The 16580-nt window shown below is 40.2% G+C and carries 17 protein-coding genes, 1 tRNA gene, 1 pseudogene and 1 riboswitch; of the genes and pseudogenes, 12 read left to right on the top strand and 7 right to left on the bottom strand.

Annotated elements, in window-relative coordinates; genetic code table 11:
• The first annotated feature begins 20 nt into the window (after positions 1-20).
• Positions 21-680 carry a peroxiredoxin gene (locus tag MUO14_RS19390; protein ID WP_244752196.1) on the top strand — a complete coding sequence of 220 codons (660 nt, stop codon included), beginning with the start codon at positions 21-23 and terminating at the stop codon, positions 678-680.
• Between the two features lie 70 nt (positions 681-750).
• Here the strand turns inward: MUO14_RS19390 and MUO14_RS19385 are convergent, their stop codons facing one another.
• Positions 751-2961, bottom strand: a complete 2211-nt coding sequence (locus tag MUO14_RS19385) for a glycoside hydrolase family 84 protein (RefSeq protein WP_244752195.1) — start codon at positions 2959-2961, stop codon at positions 751-753.
• A gap of 234 nt (positions 2962-3195) precedes the next feature.
• Here MUO14_RS19385 and MUO14_RS19380 point away from each other — a divergent pair, with 234 nt between their 5' ends.
• Positions 3196-3669, top strand: a complete 474-nt coding sequence (locus MUO14_RS19380; RefSeq protein WP_244752194.1) for a hypothetical protein — start codon at positions 3196-3198, stop codon at positions 3667-3669.
• Complete coding sequence (locus tag MUO14_RS19375; protein ID WP_244752193.1) at positions 3666-4172, top strand: hypothetical protein; 507 nt, start codon at positions 3666-3668, stop codon at positions 4170-4172. The genes MUO14_RS19380 and MUO14_RS19375 overlap by 4 nt, the downstream gene beginning before the upstream one ends.
• Before the next feature lie 50 nt (positions 4173-4222).
• Here the strand turns inward: MUO14_RS19375 and MUO14_RS19370 are convergent, their stop codons facing one another.
• Positions 4223-4729, bottom strand: coding sequence for a hypothetical protein (locus MUO14_RS19370; RefSeq protein ID WP_244752192.1), 507 nt, complete (start codon positions 4727-4729; stop codon positions 4223-4225).
• A gap of 163 nt (positions 4730-4892) precedes the next feature.
• Positions 4893-4937, top strand: a riboswitch (PreQ1 riboswitch).
• 132 nt (positions 4938-5069) lie between these two features.
• Between MUO14_RS19370 and queC the strand changes: the two genes are divergently transcribed.
• Genes queC through queE form a run of 3 tightly spaced genes read left to right on the top strand, consistent with a single transcriptional unit; the run spans position 5070 to position 6929 of the window.
• On the top strand, positions 5070-5735 hold the full coding sequence (gene queC, locus MUO14_RS19365; RefSeq protein ID WP_244752191.1) for a 7-cyano-7-deazaguanine synthase QueC: 666 nt from the start codon (positions 5070-5072) through the stop codon (positions 5733-5735).
• A complete protein-coding gene (gene queD, locus MUO14_RS19360; protein WP_244752190.1) occupies positions 5735-6208 on the top strand; it encodes a 6-carboxytetrahydropterin synthase QueD in 474 nt (157 codons plus the stop codon). Before queC ends, queD begins: the two co-directional genes overlap by 1 nt.
• Entirely contained in the window at positions 6201-6929 is a 729-nt protein-coding gene (queE, locus tag MUO14_RS19355) for a 7-carboxy-7-deazaguanine synthase QueE (RefSeq protein ID WP_244752189.1), read from the top strand. The genes queD and queE overlap by 8 nt, the downstream gene beginning before the upstream one ends.
• 44 nt (positions 6930-6973) lie before the next feature.
• Here the strand turns inward: queE and MUO14_RS19350 are convergent, their stop codons facing one another.
• Positions 6974-7138, bottom strand: coding sequence for a YqaE/Pmp3 family membrane protein (locus tag MUO14_RS19350; RefSeq protein ID WP_244752188.1), 165 nt, complete (start codon positions 7136-7138; stop codon positions 6974-6976).
• 56 nt (positions 7139-7194) lie between these two features.
• Positions 7195-7899 carry a phosphatase PAP2 family protein gene (locus MUO14_RS19345; RefSeq protein WP_244752187.1) on the bottom strand — a complete coding sequence of 235 codons (705 nt, stop codon included), beginning with the start codon at positions 7897-7899 and terminating at the stop codon, positions 7195-7197.
• A 201-nt stretch (positions 7900-8100) separates the two neighbouring features.
• On the opposite strand from MUO14_RS19345, the gene MUO14_RS19340 reads away from it, so the two are divergent.
• The 6 genes from MUO14_RS19340 (at position 8101) to MUO14_RS19315 (ending at position 12967) form a co-directional block, all read left to right on the top strand.
• On the top strand, positions 8101-8925 hold the full coding sequence (locus MUO14_RS19340; RefSeq protein WP_244752186.1) for a M55 family metallopeptidase: 825 nt from the start codon (positions 8101-8103) through the stop codon (positions 8923-8925).
• Positions 8926-9044: 119 nt separating this feature from the next.
• Positions 9045-9965: a S66 peptidase family protein gene (locus tag MUO14_RS19335; RefSeq protein ID WP_244752185.1), complete on the top strand. Its 921-nt coding sequence runs from the start codon at positions 9045-9047 to the stop codon at positions 9963-9965.
• Between the two features lie 98 nt (positions 9966-10063).
• Complete coding sequence (locus MUO14_RS19330) at positions 10064-10660, top strand: phospholipase D-like domain-containing protein (RefSeq protein ID WP_244752184.1); 597 nt, start codon at positions 10064-10066, stop codon at positions 10658-10660.
• A gap of 588 nt (positions 10661-11248) precedes the next feature.
• Entirely contained in the window at positions 11249-12163 is a 915-nt protein-coding gene (gene cyoE / locus MUO14_RS19325; RefSeq protein ID WP_244752183.1) for a heme o synthase, read from the top strand.
• A gap of 48 nt (positions 12164-12211) precedes the next feature.
• A complete protein-coding gene (locus tag MUO14_RS19320; RefSeq protein WP_244752182.1) occupies positions 12212-12745 on the top strand; it encodes a DUF420 domain-containing protein in 534 nt (177 codons plus the stop codon).
• Positions 12746-12894: 149 nt separating this feature from the next.
• Positions 12895-12967: transfer RNA gene (locus MUO14_RS19315), tRNA-Ala, on the top strand.
• A gap of 420 nt (positions 12968-13387) precedes the next feature.
• Here the strand turns inward: MUO14_RS19315 and MUO14_RS19310 are convergent.
• From MUO14_RS19310 to trpA, 3 genes and pseudogenes are all read right to left on the bottom strand, one after another.
• Positions 13388-14800 carry a sodium:solute symporter family protein gene (locus MUO14_RS19310; protein ID WP_244752181.1) on the bottom strand — a complete coding sequence of 471 codons (1413 nt, stop codon included), beginning with the start codon at positions 14798-14800 and terminating at the stop codon, positions 13388-13390.
• Between the two features lie 361 nt (positions 14801-15161).
• A complete protein-coding gene (locus MUO14_RS19305) occupies positions 15162-15743 on the bottom strand; it encodes an anthranilate synthase component II (RefSeq protein ID WP_244752180.1) in 582 nt (193 codons plus the stop codon).
• A gap of 36 nt (positions 15744-15779) precedes the next feature.
• Positions 15780-16579: pseudogene (gene trpA / locus MUO14_RS19300) on the bottom strand (tryptophan synthase subunit alpha).
• Position 16580: the final 1 nt, after the last annotated feature.

The following is a 16580-nucleotide window of genomic DNA, read 5'->3' as shown; positions in this document are numbered from 1 at the left end:
ATAGAAGGAGTGTGCTAAGAATGGAGCAAGAACAAACCCAATCAGTCAGCCTTCCCCGAATCGGTGAAAAAGCACCAGATTTTACGGCAAACACGACACAGGGGGAAATTTCCCTAGATTCCTATAAAGGAAAATGGTTCGTATTATTTTCCCATCCGGCTGACTTCACACCAGTTTGTACGACAGAATTCGTCGGGTTCCAAGGAATCTATGATCAACTGCAAGAGCTGGATACAGAGCTTCTCGGTTTAAGTATCGACAGCATTTCGTCACATATTGCCTGGATCCGAAATATTGAAGAAAACTTTAATACAAAGATTAAATTTCCTGTGATCGCAGACTTAAATAAGTATGTAGCGATGAAATTTGGCATGATTATGCCGGAAAGCGGTGGCACAGAAACCTCTCGTGCGGTTTTTGTGATTGATGACAAAGGGACCGTCCGCTCTGTCATTTACTATCCGTTAAGCACAGGACGTAATATGGCTGAGATTGTCCGTCTAGTAGAAGCATTGAAAACTACTGATGAGCATGGCGTTTCAACACCTGCAGACTGGACAAAAGGTGATCAGGTTATTGCTCCTCCTCCAAAAACACAAGAAGCTGCTGACAAACGAGCAAATGATCCGAACTATGATTGTGTTGATTGGTATTTCTGTAAAAAAGATCTTGATCAATAAACTTACTTTATTGATTAAAAATTCCCAGATGGCGTGTATCCAAGCCATCTGGGAATTTCTATTCACCTACTTATTTTGGGATGGTAATCAATACTTGACCATCCTTTATTTGTACTTTTGCACCTAGTAACGCATTTTCCATTAACCAATCGCTGCCATGAATACTCAATACATATCCATTATCAGGAATCGGAGAATTGTTGCCGCCTCGTTTGACGATCGTTCCCTCCTCCACCGTCACTTCATAGCCATAAATATTGGTTCCTGTGGTGTCTCCGTGCTCCGGTGTATACTGAATCAATTCTCCCGCGCCCCGTACTTTATTGATACCATCCAGCGGTCTTGAAAGAATGTATTCTCCATAAATCGCTTGGATAAGGAACGGTTTGATGACAAACTTACCAACCTCTTGTGGAATGTCATTTAGCTGGTTTATATGCAACATCAGTTCTTCTCTGTATTGATCGGCTGCATGTGAGTCATCCACTTTCTCTGCCATTAACAGCTTAACAGCTGTCACTCCAGCTTTCCCGGATAGAGAAAGTTTTTTTAAGTAAGGATCAATTTCGTTCAGGAATTTTTCATTCTCCATCTGCTTTTCGAGTCTTTCTGGTACCGTTTGTAAATTTTCAAACTCAGCAATCAAATGTTCAGCCGCCTGTTCTGCATGATCTGTTTCGTATACCTTCCAAAATTCGTCAATCAAGGGGGTTAATGTTAACGATTCTCTATCAGTCAGCCGTGAAGAGTAGGAATTCTCTGCAAAAGTTTTCAAGGCTTCTGCCGCTTCACCGCCGAATGATTCAATACTGCGCAGCCATGAGTTCTCTGGGTTATACTCATACGGATTCCACGTATAATCAGCAATCGTGTACAGTGGGATCTTTGAAGCCTCTGCCTCATTCATCGGATTTGCTGTCAAGCCGATCACACCGTTTTCCGTTAACTCAGCATCTCTTTTTACTAGCGGGCCGAGGAATAAACGATTCCTATCAAAATCGTTCACGGGATAATTGTCCCAGATTAATAAATCGTGTTTAAAGATTTCCGAAACTTTTTTCGCTCCTTCTGCGGTAATTTCTTCAGGGACGACTGCCGGGCCTGTCCACATTACTACGATATCTTCGTTTACTAAATCAGCAAACCTCTCCCGGTATGTGGTTGTATCATTTCCGGCATAATCCGTTGGTACAGTAATCAACCGCTCAGCGCCTTCGTGTGTTTGGATAAATTCTTCATTAAAACGATTTAACAGGTAAGCTTGCGCGGCCGCTGTTGGATTTGGATCATCCCCGAATTTTTGTTTATCCTGTTCACAATGGAGATTATAGCTGATATCGTCCAGGAAAATAGCGTAGGAGCGTACACCCAGATCCCACACAGTTTGCATCTTACTCATTAACTGATCAAAATCCTTATCGCCCGAGTAACAAACAGTATTTCCAGGTGAAAGTGAGAATGTAAATTCAACATGATTTGCTTTTGCCTTATCAACTAATTCTCTTAGTTGATTCAACTCCTCTTCTGGATAAGGTTCACGCCACTTTTCTCTATGATATGGATCGTCTTTCGGTGCATAAATGTACGCATTCATTTTATTTTCACTGTAAAACTCCAGTTGACTTAACCGGTCTTCGTGGGACCATGGCGGACCGTAAAATCCTTCGATTGATCCGCGCATTGACATATCCGGCCAATCTCGAATTTCTACAGCAGGTATCCAGTCACGTCCCTTTCTTTCTTGAATCATCTGCTCAAACGTCTGGGCTGCATAAAAGGTTCCAGCCCTATCCTTCCCGGCAAGAACGATTTGTTTTTTCTGCTTATTCGTTGAAGCGATTACATATCCTTCTGCCTGCAGTTGCTCAGGCCCGTCCACTCCTAATTCCTCGATTACCCTTGGTGATTCCTGATTTTCCGTAGGACCCCCAATCCATATGGTTACAGGAGTATTTGGTTCTGACTCTTCTGCCGTTTTTCGGACAATCCTTTTCACATCTGCTTCTTTTAAGGCTTGTTCAACTTCACGAACAGCTGCTTCATCGGTATTTTCCCCCGTAATCACTCCAACAACAGGGGTCAGTGGAAACCCCTTACCTAACTTTTCTACTTCTTGCGGGGCAGGGTTAATATCTAAATCGTTTTCATGCTCATCCTCCTTTGCATACACTCGGTTGTCTTTCATCACCAATGGTATGAATAACAGAAGCGCTAAACAGAGTACCAAAGGTTTCTTGAACATTCCAAAAAACACGTTTTTACTACTGTACTTAGTTAACAAGCTTACACCCTCCTCTTTTAATTTTTTTAAAACCAACTCCATATTTGCAAACGCTTTCAATAAGATTAACAACTACCTATCTATTTGTCTATACCACTTTAGTTCTAAATAATTTTCCTTTAGCCTATTTAGGTTTTTGCACAAGGGCCTAAATGGTATAAAAAAACTGATTTTATTTCAGTATATTTTCTAAACATGAACAAAGAATATGAGAACAGAAACGGAGGGTAATTTATGGGTTTTGCAGTGTTTTTCTTTATAGCATGGCTTATAACAGCTTTATTTTTCGTTATACAGAAAAAATTATCAATTACAGAAAACACCTTTGTCTTCATGTTAATACTTGTGATCAGTATTAATTGGACATGGATTATTTATGAAGGTTTCAAGTTCATTAAGATAACAGAGCAGCCAATGGATTATACTGCTTTTTTATTTTTTAGAAGTGTAATTATTCCTGTACTATTAATCATGCAATTAAATATGATTCATAAGTCAAAAACTTTTGCCAGCTCTGCTTTAATAACCATGACTTCCATAGTCATATTGCTTTTAATAACAGGTCTTTCCAACTATTTCGATCTAACGAAATATGTGAAGTGGAATATTGGGTATGATGCGTTATACTTTTCCGCGCTTCATTTCATAGCGTATTATTCCCACCAAATCTTTAGAAAAATTACCCATCGTGAGGTGAGTTACTCATGATTTTATGGGAAGCCTTTGATAAAAACGAACTGTCTATATTGATCATGAATATCATTGCTTATTCTGTCTTCTTTCTACTTCCCAAAAAATTCTCACGTGAGGTTACAGCATTATTTTTACTATGGGGGTACACGATTGGAATCTTTTTTGACTTTACAATTGGTGGTGGATTAATTGATTATTATAAGTTGAATGATTCGAACCAATATGGTGTAAACGATCTATTTTATTACTTTACCTTTGCTCCCTTTGGCTACTTTTTCATTTATTTGTATGAATCATTTAAAATTAACCCACGCACAATTATATGGTATGTGCTGATCTGGTCTCTCTTCGGTGTAGGGCTTCAGTGGATTTTCACCTTGGTCGATATTGTTAGCTTTAAGAACGGGTATAAACTCTTTTATTCATTCCCAGTATTCATCCTCACCCAAACCATGACCTTTCTTTACTATCAGCTTGTAAAAGAAAGACTTAATGCTCTAAAATTCGCGAAAAAGTAGTTCGTGCTCATTACAAATCAATGGAAGTACGAGGTTAGATAAAGGTAAGCTTATTTATGCATGGATTCTGCTGCATTTACCAGGTCATCGAGTGAATACTTCCCTTCAGCTTGCTTTGTAATAATCATACTTAGCGTAATGGTTGATCCATCATCACTTTTCCACTCAAGTTGTTTCACTCGATTCTCATCATTTTTAATGACCGTTTCTACACCGTTAATATCTATCGCTTTCTCCGTCTCCTCCTTATGCGCTTGCATTTCCGTGTGCCAATGAACAACATGAAGATTCGCCTCATTATTAGAAAACAGAAACTCTGTTCTAAACACCTCACCTGACTTATCTGCTGGGTTCGTCGTTTCATAACTAAAATTTGCATAGGTAGGTTCAAACGGAAGTTGATTAGGTATGGTTAAATTCTGTTGGACGTCTTTTGGAAGCTTCTCCACCTTCTCTTTCACAGCTTTTGGATAGTTCTCCTTCAACTCTTGCAGACTAATATCATAAGAGCAGGCAGAAAGCAGGAAAACCACTAGCAGAATAAGTAGCTTTTTCATCGATACACCCTCCAAACAAAGGAATTCAAGTTATATATTTATATGTACAACCATACAAATCATGCGATTTCAAGAGTTTATTGGCGGCTAAAAGCTATGTTTTCTCTATCGTCTGTGGTATAATTTTTCATGTGAAAAAATCAATAACAAATCTGTTAGTAAAACAGGAGAGGTTCTAGCTACACCCTCTATAAAAAACTAAGGATGGAACTATACCTTGCCTTAGGTATAGTTTTTTAATGTTTTTTTGGGTTAGTTAGATTCTCTTTTCGATTGCTGTCTAGCTACGAGCGTCTCTACCAGTACGCTTTAAGCTTTTCCTTGAAAGGAGAATTTTTTTATGGATAAAAATAAAGCTGTTGTTGTGTTTAGCGGGGGACAGGATAGTACGACCTGTCTGTTCTGGGCTCTTGACAAGTATGATGAAGTTGAGGCTGTCACGTTTGATTACAACCAGCGTCATAATGAAGAAATCGAAGTGGCAAGAGAGATTGCTGCGGATCTTAATGTGAAGCACCATGTACTGGATATGTCGTTATTAAGCCAACTGGCACCAAACGCCTTAACGAGGAATGACATTGAAGTTAAAGATGGCGAGGACGGAGAATTACCTTCCACCTTCGTTCCAGGTCGTAATTTATTATTCCTATCGTTTGCTTCTATTTTGGCAAAACAAGTTGGGGCGAAGCACGTGATTACCGGCGTTTGCGAAACAGACTTTAGCGGCTACCCAGACTGCCGCGATGTTTTTATAAAATCACTAAACGTAACCTTAAACTTGTCCATGGATGATCATTTCGTCGTTCATACCCCTCTCATGTGGCTTGATAAAGCACAAACATGGGAGCTTGCTGATCATTTGGACGCCTTCACCTATGTTCGCGGAAAAACGTTGACGTGTTATAACGGTGTTCGTGGAGATGGCTGTGGAGAGTGCCCAGCTTGTAAACTCAGACAAAACGGGCTCGAGACCTACCTTAATCAGCGGAAAGAGGTGAACCGCTAATGCACCAGTACGGTTTTACCATTGTCGAGAACTTGCAGAAAATTGATGAAGATATTAAACGTCATGAGCTGAAATATCATAACAAGCGTGTTCTCGTCAGCAAAGAGTTTACCTTTGATGCCGCCCATCACTTACATCGTTATGAAGGAAAATGCAAAAATCTTCATGGACACACGTATAAAGTCATTTTCGGCATTAGCGGTTTTGTTGATGAGATTGGCCTGGTCATCGATTTCGGTGATATCAAAAATATTTGGAAAGAACAAATCGAGATCCATCTTGATCACCGCTACTTAAACGATACATTGCCTCACATGAATACAACGGCAGAAAATATGGTCGTGTGGATCTATGAAAAAATGAACAAGGCTTTACAACAAGAACGAGATGATTTGCAGGTTGAATTTGTTCAGCTTTATGAAACACCCACAAGCTACGCTGAAGTAAGACGGGAGTGGATGGACCATGAATAAGTTTCCTGTATTAGAAATTTTCGGTCCTACGATTCAAGGAGAAGGCATGGTTGTAGGGAGAAAAACGATGTTTGTTCGAACAGCAGGGTGCGACTACAGCTGCTCCTGGTGTGATTCTGCCTTCACGTGGGATGGCAGTGCAAAGGAAGAGGTCCATCGCCTAACTGCTGATGAGATTGTACAGCAGCTGCAAGAAACAGGCGGAGACCATTTCGACCATGTTACGATTTCAGGCGGCAACCCTGCCCTGCTCAAAAATCTCCATGAGTTGATCGATTCACTTCATGAATTGGATATTGAAGTTGCGCTGGAAACCCAAGGCAGCCGATGGCAAGACTGGTTTCTTACCATCGATGATTTAACGATTTCACCTAAACCCCCAAGCTCGAAGATGAAGACAAATTGGGATGTGTTAGATGGGATCATCCAGCAACTGGAGACCAATGATCGACTATCACATACGAGCCTAAAAGTTGTTATTTTTAATGAGGAGGACCTCGCCTATGCCGAACAGGTCCATCAAAGATATCCTTCTATCCCTTTCTTCCTTCAAGTAGGGAATGATGATTTAGAGGAGTCTCAAGCCTCTCGTCTGGCAACAGATCTGTTAACAAAATATGAATGGCTTATTGATCAAGTTGTCGCATCAACAACACTCAATCATGTCCGTGTCTTACCACAAGTACATGCGTTACTCTGGGGAAATAAACGCGGTGTGTAAGTTAAAAAAGAGTTCACAGATTTTCCTGTGAACTCTTTTTATGTTTATCCTTTTCGGCTATCATAATGACCTTTGACAACAACAGCAGCATGGACAGCCCCTGGTACATAAAAGATCAATGTTAAGATCAAATTGAGTAATGCTTTCATTGGTTTTCCAGTAAATAGTACCGCTACCGGCGGCAGTAGTATCGCTAAAATATACAACATCCTTGTTCAACTCCTTCTTTTACACTTCCTTATTTATTTATACCCGAACAATCGACTTATCTAACCTGCCGATTTCCTTGACGTCTTCTCTGTCTCCATATTGTTAGTTCTAACGCTCCAATACAAATGAATAACCAGGAAAGCCCTAGCATAAGACCAGCTATTATATCTGTAAAGAAATGGACACCTAAATAAACACGGCTAAGAGCAACGAGTAAAATGACTGTTGCCAATAGAATGTTAATCGGCCACTTCCATTTTCTGTCTAACGGGCTAATGACAGTAAGGTAGATCAAGAATCCATAAAAAGTTGCGGCCCCTGTCGTATGACCACTTGGAAAACTGAAACCTGTTCCATCATATTGTGCCAGAGTATCAGGACGCTGTCTTTCAAACATCAGCTTTAATCCTTTCGTCAACAGACTGATTCCAATCATATTTATACCAAAATAAACAGTTACCCATGCACTGAAAGAGGAGAAAAATAATAAATAGATCGCTAATACGATCGAAGCTACGGTAATAATCGGTACGGCTCCTGCTTCCGTAATCCAACCTACTATGATAGAAAGCGGATCTGAACTGATCGCATTCATTAGATCTATGGCTATTCGGTCTACTGCGAACTTCTCCTTTTCCATCACATCTTCCGCTAGTTCCAAAAAAATAAAAAAAGCACTTCCAACCGAAATAAACCCTGCTATAATCAAAATGATAGCTGTTCGTGAAAGATCAGAAAGGCTCGTCCCGGAAAACAACATAAAAAACCACCTCTTATGTAAATACCCTGCTCTTATTCTTCTATACTATTCCCCTGCCTTCTCTAAATAAAACGATAAAATACTGCACAGTTAGAATCTACGACTTCACTTGAACAATGGAATATTACAATTTGTCATATCTGTTAAATCTTGATATTATTGTTTGAAAATTAATAAAATTCAAAGGAGATGCTATTGTTTATGAAATTGTACATATCAGTAGACATGGAAGGAATAACTGGTCTGCCCGACGCTACTTTTGTAGATTCAAACCAACTTAATTATGAACGTGGCCGTAAACTGATGACAGATGAAACGAATAAGGTGATCCAATCTGCTTTTGACAGGCAGGTTTCAGAGATAATCGTTAACGACAGCCACTCCAAAATGAATAATCTGCTAGTAGAACATCTTCATTCAGAAGCCCAGCTCATCACTGGAGATGTCAAACCTTTTTCAATGATGCAGGGATTGGATCAATCGTATGATGGGGTTATCTTTGTAGGTTACCATGCCCGGGCAGGTCAAAGAGGAGCCATGTCCCACTCCATGATTTCCGCGGTTCGAAACTTTTTTATCGATGAGGTTGTGGTCGGTGAACTTGGACTCAATGCCTATCTCGCAGGGTATTATGGAATTCCGGTACTTATGGTTGCTGGCGATGATATGGCCACACAGGAAGCGGAAAGACTCATTCCTACTATTGTCACCGCCCCTGTAAAAGAAACCATTTCCCGCTCCGCAGTTAAAACGTTATCACCGAAAAAGGCCGGAGAACTGCTTAAACGGAAAACGGCGGAAGCGATCGATAATCGCAGCCAAATTCAACCACTTGTCCCCCCTTCCCATCCAACGCTTCGGATTGAATTCACTAATTATGGCCAGGCCGAGTGGGCAAGCCTCATGCCAGGCACAAAACTGGAATCAAACTCAACTGTTGTTTCTTTTAAAGCAAAGGACATTCGGGAAGCCTATCAAGCCATGTTAGTGATGACAGAACTTGCCACGCGTACAACATTCAGTTAATGGATGCAATAGTACTTCTCTAGAGGTTCACACGCATACAATAGCTGTGTAAGCTCTGTAAAACAAAAAGAGGAACCCATCAGCGATGAGCTCATCCTTTTACTATCGGAGGGAAACCTATGTTACTTCCTAAAAAGCTTAAGCATGGAGATACAATCGGTGTTATTGCACCTGCCAGTCCGCCAAATTTGAAGAATTTACGACGTTCCATCCACTTTTTAAATCAACTAGGTTTGCATGTCAAAATAGCCCCACATGTTAATTGTAAGTATGGATATTTAGCGGGCACAGATGAACAGCGTCTCGAAGACCTTCATACAATGTTTGCTGATCAGTTCACTAACGGCATTATCTGTGCAGGCGGCGGTTATGGTACAAGCAGAATTGCTTCCATGATTGATTACAAGCTCATTAAACGGAATCCAAAAATCTTTTGGGGCTACAGTGATATTACGTTCTTACATCAAGCTATTCGCCAAAAGACGGGGCTAGTCACTTTTCATGGACCCATGCTCAGTTCAGACGTTGGCAAAGAGAACTTTGATCCGTTTTCCCAAGCCATGTTTAACCAACTCTTTGAACCTATGTTTTTGACTTATTCTAAAGACATCTCTCCCCTACGCACCATCAGCCCTGGTGAAGCTTGTGGAGAAATCGTCGGCGGGAATTTATCTTTACTCGTCAATTCGATTGGATCAGCTTACGAAATTGATACCAGGAATAAACTGCTGCTTATTGAGGATGTTGGCGAGGAGCCCTATCGGATTGATTCCTTCTTAAGCCAGCTAAAACTTGCCGGCAAATTAGAGGATGCGGCCGGCATCATTGTCGGTGATTTTAGTGAAGCTGAACCTAGGAAGCCTGACGAATCATTAACACTGGAACAAGTTTTCAATTTCTATTTCTCTCGCCTTGACAAGCCTGTGCTGTCAGGGTTTAAGATCGGTCACTGTTTGCCACACTTTGCCGTTCCATTAGGGGCAAAGGCCACGCTTTCAAGTTTAACAAAAACGTTGCACATTGAACCAGGTGTGACCTGATTAAGATGTTATGAATAGCAAACTTGTTTTTATATTAAATGAATAGGACAAAAGGTAACAGACATATAAATAATCATTATCAAAAAAGGGGCGATATTATGGAATTGATAGCTGCCGCAGGAGCAACAACTGTCATCATAGGTTCCATTACTTACGGGTTCTACAAATTTGCAGGAAAAAGCAAACCTGTAGATGAGGAGTCAGCCCAGGTAGATTATATTTTCTCTAAATCAACTAAATCCCCAAAACAAAAAATCATCAATGTGATCGATAACTCGGAAAAATCTCTAGATATTGCCATGTTTTTGTTAACGGAAGGTGATTTTGTTACACACATCACTAAGGCCAATAAAAGAGGGGTGAATGTACGAGTCATCTCAGATAAAACACAAGCAGCTGATCAAACAAAACAAACAGCTCATATTCAAAAGTTAATTCAATCAGGTGTGCCTGTAAAGATTAATACCCATGATGGCAATATGCATTTAAAAGTCATGATTTCAGATAAAAAACTTACCACCTCAGGCTCATATAACTTTACATATTCTGCCGAAAATAAAAACGATGAAGTCCTCGTAATTATAAAAAGTAAAAAGATTGCAGAAGAGTGGGCCGATAAATTTGATGAAATGTGGAATGACAGCAAACAATACAGCCCTTATCCATATGACTCCCAAGAAAAGCATGCATTATAGTGAATGTTCAAAAAGTTGCCAAATTAGAAGGTCGACAAAATCGCCACGTCCTGTGCGTCGCAAGAAGGTCGAGGCGGCCTAGTTTTGAGCACCAAGGAAAAGTGTCCTTCTTTTCCAAGGAACGGACTTGCACAGGACACGGTTTTAGTAGAAGTTCCCCTGCTGCTTAATAATACGTGAGTAGCGAGGTAACTTCAGAGAATGTTCTTCTCCGCTGCCTTGCACTGAGCAATTTACTTCTTTGAATAGGCTCGTAGACGCAGGTGGCACACGCTCTTCAAAAATAAGCCAACGAAGAGATTCGCCTCTTATCATTTGGTGACTTTTTGAACAACCTCCTATAACGCATTCAATACAAATAACAATCTTGCCATCTTTAGTAGGTGGCAAGATTGTTTTTTTATGAGCCTTCAATATAACTTACAGAAATCTAAAAAGTCTAAAAATGTATAAAAATTGTTCACAAAGGTTCGACATCTTTTTGACTAAAGTATGATTTTCCTCTTTCTATAACAAATTTTTGTTAAACTGGTATAAATGACTTAGTTTAATTCATACCGTTATATTTAAAAGAAAAGGGGAACCAAAATGAAGAGTAGAGAAGCAATTGTAGAAGACTCTTTTCCTATAAGAACATCTATTACCTGGGGCATATTAAAGGCTATCGTAAAAGATGGAATTGTAAAGTCTAACCTTCTAGGGATGTTTGCCGGACTGTCCGTCGCTCTATCCATCTATAATGTAAGTTTTGTTGATCATATTTTGGTTGTCTTCCTAGCGTTATTCGGGACAACATTTGTCGTAGGCGGGGCTGGGGCAATTAACAACTACTATGACCGGGATATTGATGCCCACATGAAAAGGACGATGGAAAGACCTACTGTCACTGGTTCCGTTACACCTACATTTGCGTTATGGCTTGGAATTGTACTTGCTGTTGTTGGCATCGCCCTGTTATTTTTTATTTCCAGCCTAACAGCTTTTGTAGGTTTTCTAGGACTGTTTCTTTATTTAGTTCCTTATACGATGTGGACGAAAAGAAAAACCATCTATAATACAGAAGTCGGCAGCTTATCTGGCGCCATTGCCCCGTTAATTGGCTGGTCTGCCATCGCACCTGAGCTTATCCATCCCGTTTCAATCGGATTATTTATGTTAATGTTTCTATGGCAGCCTCCACATTTTTATGCGATCGCAATAAGAAGGTTGGAAGATTACAAAAACGCAAAGGTACCAATGCTGCCGGTTATTAAAGGCATCCGCCGTACCAAAGTTCATACGTTCGTTTATTTGGTACTGTTACTTGCCTCTTCTTTCCTATTTTTATCATTCAGTAAAATTGTTGCCTTTGCCATGCTTGGACTTACTCTTGCCTGGATGGTCATGGGCTTTATCAGCTTTCGGAAAGTGGAAGATTATAAATGGGGAACAATGATGTTTGTTTTTTCTCTCAACCATTTAACCATCCTATTTTCCCTATTGATTATTGTTTCATTTATATAAATGAACGAACGAATAGGCAGAAATATATAGGCAAAAGGAGATTCATAAATGAATAACACATCCAGTAAGAAAAATTATACAGGCATTGTTGTAACGCTTACTATCATGATTAATGGATTAATTGCCCTGCTTTTCTTTATGCCGAAGCTTGATCAATTCAGTCATTTAGACGTAACGTTTTTGCCCCTGCTGAATGCTGTCCTGAATAGCTTCACATTCATCTTTTTACTAGCAGCGCTGATTATGATTAAACAGCGAAACATTAAAGCACATAAACGATTCGTGTTGGCTGCTTTTACAACAACCTTTTTCTTTTTGCTCTCGTATCTTACCTACCATGCGATTGCTGAATCGACGCACTTTGGGGCAGATGGATTTATTATGTATCTATATTACTTTATTTTAATTTCACATATTTTATTATCCATTGCCATTGTTCCATTAGCCTTAATTACTCTATTCCGTGGTTTGACCCGGCAAGATGAACGTCATAAGAAAATCGCGCGCTGGACAATGCCGATTTGGTTATATGTAAGCCTAACAGGAGTTATTGTTTATTTAATGATCTCGCCTTATTATTAAAAAAGTAGTTATTAAGTCGACGAGCACGGGCAGTCTGTGACTAAACCCTGATATGCAATTAACAGACATTTTCATGCAATTAAATTTTCTTCAAAAAGGTATTGAATCGATCAAGTGAAAAAGATATAATAAATAATGTCGATTCAGACGGGGCATTAGCTCAGCTGGGAGAGCGCTACACTGGCAGTGTAGAGGTCAGCGGTTCGAGCCCGCTATGCTCCATTAATACAGGAACTCCTTAAACCCTTGCTATGCAGGGGTTTTTCTTATGGAATCCCACTAACATCTTCAAAACACTTGTTAACAAAAAATCGCCTTAGCGGGTACTGCAATATCTATTTATAGTGAGTGTTCATTGCTTCATGATACGTAAGTAGCGAGGCAACGTCAGAGAATATCCTCCTCTGCTGTCCTGCACCGAGGAATTTACTTAGGCTTGTAGACGCAGGTGACATACTCCTCAAAAGCAAGCCTACGAAGAGATTCGCCTCTTATCATTTGGTGACTTTTTGAACATCCTCCTTATAATTCAAACAAGCTGATCACCTATTAAATATAGGTGATCAGCTTGTTTGAATTATATTCCTAACCCTTATTAAAGATAATTAACACGGTTACAAGCAAAATAAGATGGCTTTATCATTAAGCATTCACCGATTCACGAGTCTGCCTATTGCTATTGGTTGTCATTAAGGTAACTATAATCAATACGATAATAGCGATTGGAACCGCTATAACAACACTGTTGATTTCAAACGGCTTTTGCAATATCAGCTCCCAGGTTAATGTTGCAACTACGCCAGCAATCATGGATGAAATCCCGCCAGCTGCATTCACACGTTTCCAGAAGAATACGGCGAGCAATGCTGGGGTTAAACCTGCTCCATAGACTGTGTAGGCATACATTTGTACACTGAGTACAGTTGGAAAGTAACGGATCAACAAGTAAGACAAAACACCGAGTGCTACGATAAAGATTCTTGTCATGGTTAGTAGTTTTTTGTCAGAAGCTTCTTTGTTAATATAATTTCCGTAAATATCATACGTTAGGTTTGTTGCAGCTGACAATAAATAGGAGTTTCCTGTCGTAATGATAAAGGACGCTGCAGAGGCTAGCAGGATTCCGCCAATCACTGTGGGCATTGCAAGCGTTGTAGCCATTAATGCCATGCCTGGATCGATATTCGGGAAGATGGAACGAGAAGCGAACGCAATAATCGAAATCGATGGTGAAATGATAATCATAGCAATTAGCCAGCCGATTTGTCCCTTTTTCGCTGAACTATCTCCTTTAGAGGACGCCAAACGTTGGTACATGTTTTGGTCACCTAGCAGTAAAAATAGAGACGGCAGCAGGAATCCCAACAGTTGAATCGTTGTTAGCCCGCCAGTCGCGGTCATGTGGGACTCAGGTACATGAGCAACTATATCGCCCCAGCCGCCTGCTACTGCGATAATCGTTGGTACGGTAATAATAAGTCCTCCGACCATTAAGAACCCGCTAATTGCATCGGTTTGGGATACGGAACGAAGCCCGCCAACCATAGCAAGAAAGATGATCATAATACCGCCAAGCAAGGTTCCTAGTCCCACTGACATTCCAGTTGTTAAATTTAAAATAAACCCGAAACCTTTCATTTGGTAAGAAACAATCCCCACATAGGCTAGAATAATAATCACACTTGCAATGTTCCGTGATTTACGACCATATTTGGCTTGAAGAATGCCGGAAACCGTAAATTTGCCGAATTCACGGATTTTTGGTGCAATAACATAAAGAATGATAATACCAATTAAAGTAGGAAGCATCAAAAATAGTGCCGGCCATATTCCATAGCTGAAAGCCATTGATGTTTCTCCGCCAGAAATACTCCCACTACCTGTCCATGTAGCAAGCAGTGTTCCCATTAAAACAAACGGCCCTAAACTTTTCCCCGCAAGAACGAAGTCCTCACTTCCTGATATTTTTTTCGACATAAAGATTCCAATTGCGATCATTACAACGGCGTAAAGTCCAATATACCAAAGTAACGTTGGATCATTTTGTAATTCCATACTACACACTCAACTCCCAAGATAATAAAATTGGATTAGTACAAGTTAGTCTAGACTATTATTTACAATTGTTTTCCGTGCTATCCGAGCTCTGTAAACACAACGTAATCTAACCTAACATACTTATAAAAATTGTGAAAATAGCTATATACTCCGTAAAAATGTCATATTTCTCGGTTTTTTTACTATGTAAGTATTTCACAAAGTGATATAACACTTTGAACACATAGGTTACAGAAATAGCGTAACTCTTGGGAACTTTCTAATAAATCACTAAAAAACTCTGAAAAATTCGCAAAAAATTAAGTCTAAAGACCCAAAAAAACTGCTAACTTTTATAAAGTTAGCAGGCTAAATTTTGTTAAATTAACGCTTCAACACGTTGTTTAATTAAATTCATTAGCAATGTCTTTCCATCATCTGTTCCAATCGATTCAGGGTGAAATTGAACCCCTTCGATTGGCAAGTCGATGTGCCGTATCCCCATAATTTCACCTTCTACGGTGGCAGCCACTACTTCAAAGCAATCCGGCAATCCGGCAAGGTCAACGATCAGTGAATGGTAACGCATCGCTTCCATCGGATTACTTAATCCTTGATAGATCCCTCGTCCATCATGGTGGACTTGTGACGACTTTCCGTGCATAAGTTTATCTGCTCTAATGACATTTCCGCCAAAGCTTTGGGCAAGTGCCTGATGACCGAGACAGACTCCAAAAATGGGGAGTTTCTCTTTGTAGTGTTCAATAACTTCCATCGTGATGCCTGTCTCATCCGGTGAACAAGGTCCAGGTGACAAGAAAAGTAAATCTGGTTTTAAGCGGTCAATTTCTTCTAAAGTCACCTCATCATTGCGCCGTACGACAACCTCCTCGCCAAGCACCCCTAAATATTGAACGAGGTTGTAGGTAAATGAATCATAATGATCAATCATATAAATCAACTCAGCTCAACTCCTCTATGCTCATCTTCCAACAAACTATTTCACAAGTTCATGAACTTCCTGATAGAAGCGCTCCAATGCTTCTGCTTGTGCTCCATTTTCAAGATCTTTAAGCTTATCTTCAATTAACCTTATGATTTTACTTCCAATAATAACGCCGTCTGCATGCTCACGAACAAGTTTAACATGTTCATTCGTCGAAATCCCGAACCCTACAGCCACAGGGACAGAACTGTGCTCTTTTACTTTCTTAATAAAAGTGAGCACATCTGGGGACATGTCATTTCGTTCCCCGGTTACTCCAAGGGTTGATACACAATAAAGAAAGCCTTTCGCATCCTCAGCTATTTGCTTGATACGCGTATCAGAATTTGGGGCCACTAGTGAGATGAATTCAACATCACGGTCAGCAGCAAGCCCCGTATCTCTTCGCTTTCCTCATATGGGAGATCAGGGATCAGCACACCTTCTGCTCCGTGTTCATCAAGCAGTTCAAAGAAACGCTGATAGCCTAACTGCAGAACAGGATTAAAGTAAGTGAAAATAACGACCGGTATCTCAACTCCTGCACGTCGAAGTTCAGGTACAAGCTTGATGGCTTTTGTTAATGACATCTCATTTTTTAAAGCACGTTTCGCTGCACGTTGGATCGTAGGACCGTCCGCAAGTGGATCAGAATAAGGAATTCCAAGTTCAAGCACGTCCGCACCCGCTTCCTGCAAGCGCAAAGCAAACTCAATCGTAAGCTCAGGGGTTGGGTCACCAGCTACAATAAAAGGAATAAACAAATCGTCCGTTTTCGTTAGTTTTCCTTGGAATGATGTTTTCGTCAGCATG

Source organism: Halobacillus shinanisalinarum, from assembly GCF_022919835.1.
Lineage (GTDB): Bacteria > Bacillota > Bacilli > Bacillales > Halobacillaceae > Halobacillus_A > Halobacillus_A shinanisalinarum.
Note: the sequence above shows the minus strand (reverse complement) of the source record. Positions and strands in the feature narration are given on the sequence as shown.

What these genes read in the sequence shown, in the direction of transcription:
- MUO14_RS19390 (WP_244752196.1), top strand. Translation starts at nt 21, where the DNA reads ATGGAGCAAGAACAAACCCAATCAGTCAGCCTTCCCCGAATCGGTGAA.
- MUO14_RS19380 (WP_244752194.1), top strand. Translation starts at nt 3,196, where the DNA reads ATGGGTTTTGCAGTGTTTTTCTTTATAGCATGGCTTATAACAGCTTTA.
- MUO14_RS19375 (WP_244752193.1), top strand. Translation starts at nt 3,666, where the DNA reads ATGATTTTATGGGAAGCCTTTGATAAAAACGAACTGTCTATATTGATC.
- MUO14_RS19370 (WP_244752192.1), bottom strand. Translation starts at nt 4,729, where the DNA reads ATGAAAAAGCTACTTATTCTGCTAGTGGTTTTCCTGCTTTCTGCCTGC.
- queC (WP_244752191.1), top strand. Translation starts at nt 5,070, where the DNA reads ATGGATAAAAATAAAGCTGTTGTTGTGTTTAGCGGGGGACAGGATAGT.
- queD (WP_244752190.1), top strand. Translation starts at nt 5,735, where the DNA reads ATGCACCAGTACGGTTTTACCATTGTCGAGAACTTGCAGAAAATTGAT.
- queE (WP_244752189.1), top strand. Translation starts at nt 6,201, where the DNA reads ATGAATAAGTTTCCTGTATTAGAAATTTTCGGTCCTACGATTCAAGGA.
- MUO14_RS19350 (WP_244752188.1), bottom strand. Translation starts at nt 7,138, where the DNA reads ATGTTGTATATTTTAGCGATACTACTGCCGCCGGTAGCGGTACTATTT.
- MUO14_RS19345 (WP_244752187.1), bottom strand. Translation starts at nt 7,899, where the DNA reads ATGTTGTTTTCCGGGACGAGCCTTTCTGATCTTTCACGAACAGCTATC.
- MUO14_RS19340 (WP_244752186.1), top strand. Translation starts at nt 8,101, where the DNA reads ATGAAATTGTACATATCAGTAGACATGGAAGGAATAACTGGTCTGCCC.
- MUO14_RS19335 (WP_244752185.1), top strand. Translation starts at nt 9,045, where the DNA reads ATGTTACTTCCTAAAAAGCTTAAGCATGGAGATACAATCGGTGTTATT.
- MUO14_RS19330 (WP_244752184.1), top strand. Translation starts at nt 10,064, where the DNA reads ATGGAATTGATAGCTGCCGCAGGAGCAACAACTGTCATCATAGGTTCC.
- cyoE (WP_244752183.1), top strand. Translation starts at nt 11,249, where the DNA reads ATGAAGAGTAGAGAAGCAATTGTAGAAGACTCTTTTCCTATAAGAACA.
- MUO14_RS19320 (WP_244752182.1), top strand. Translation starts at nt 12,212, where the DNA reads ATGAATAACACATCCAGTAAGAAAAATTATACAGGCATTGTTGTAACG.
- MUO14_RS19310 (WP_244752181.1), bottom strand. Translation starts at nt 14,800, where the DNA reads ATGGAATTACAAAATGATCCAACGTTACTTTGGTATATTGGACTTTAC.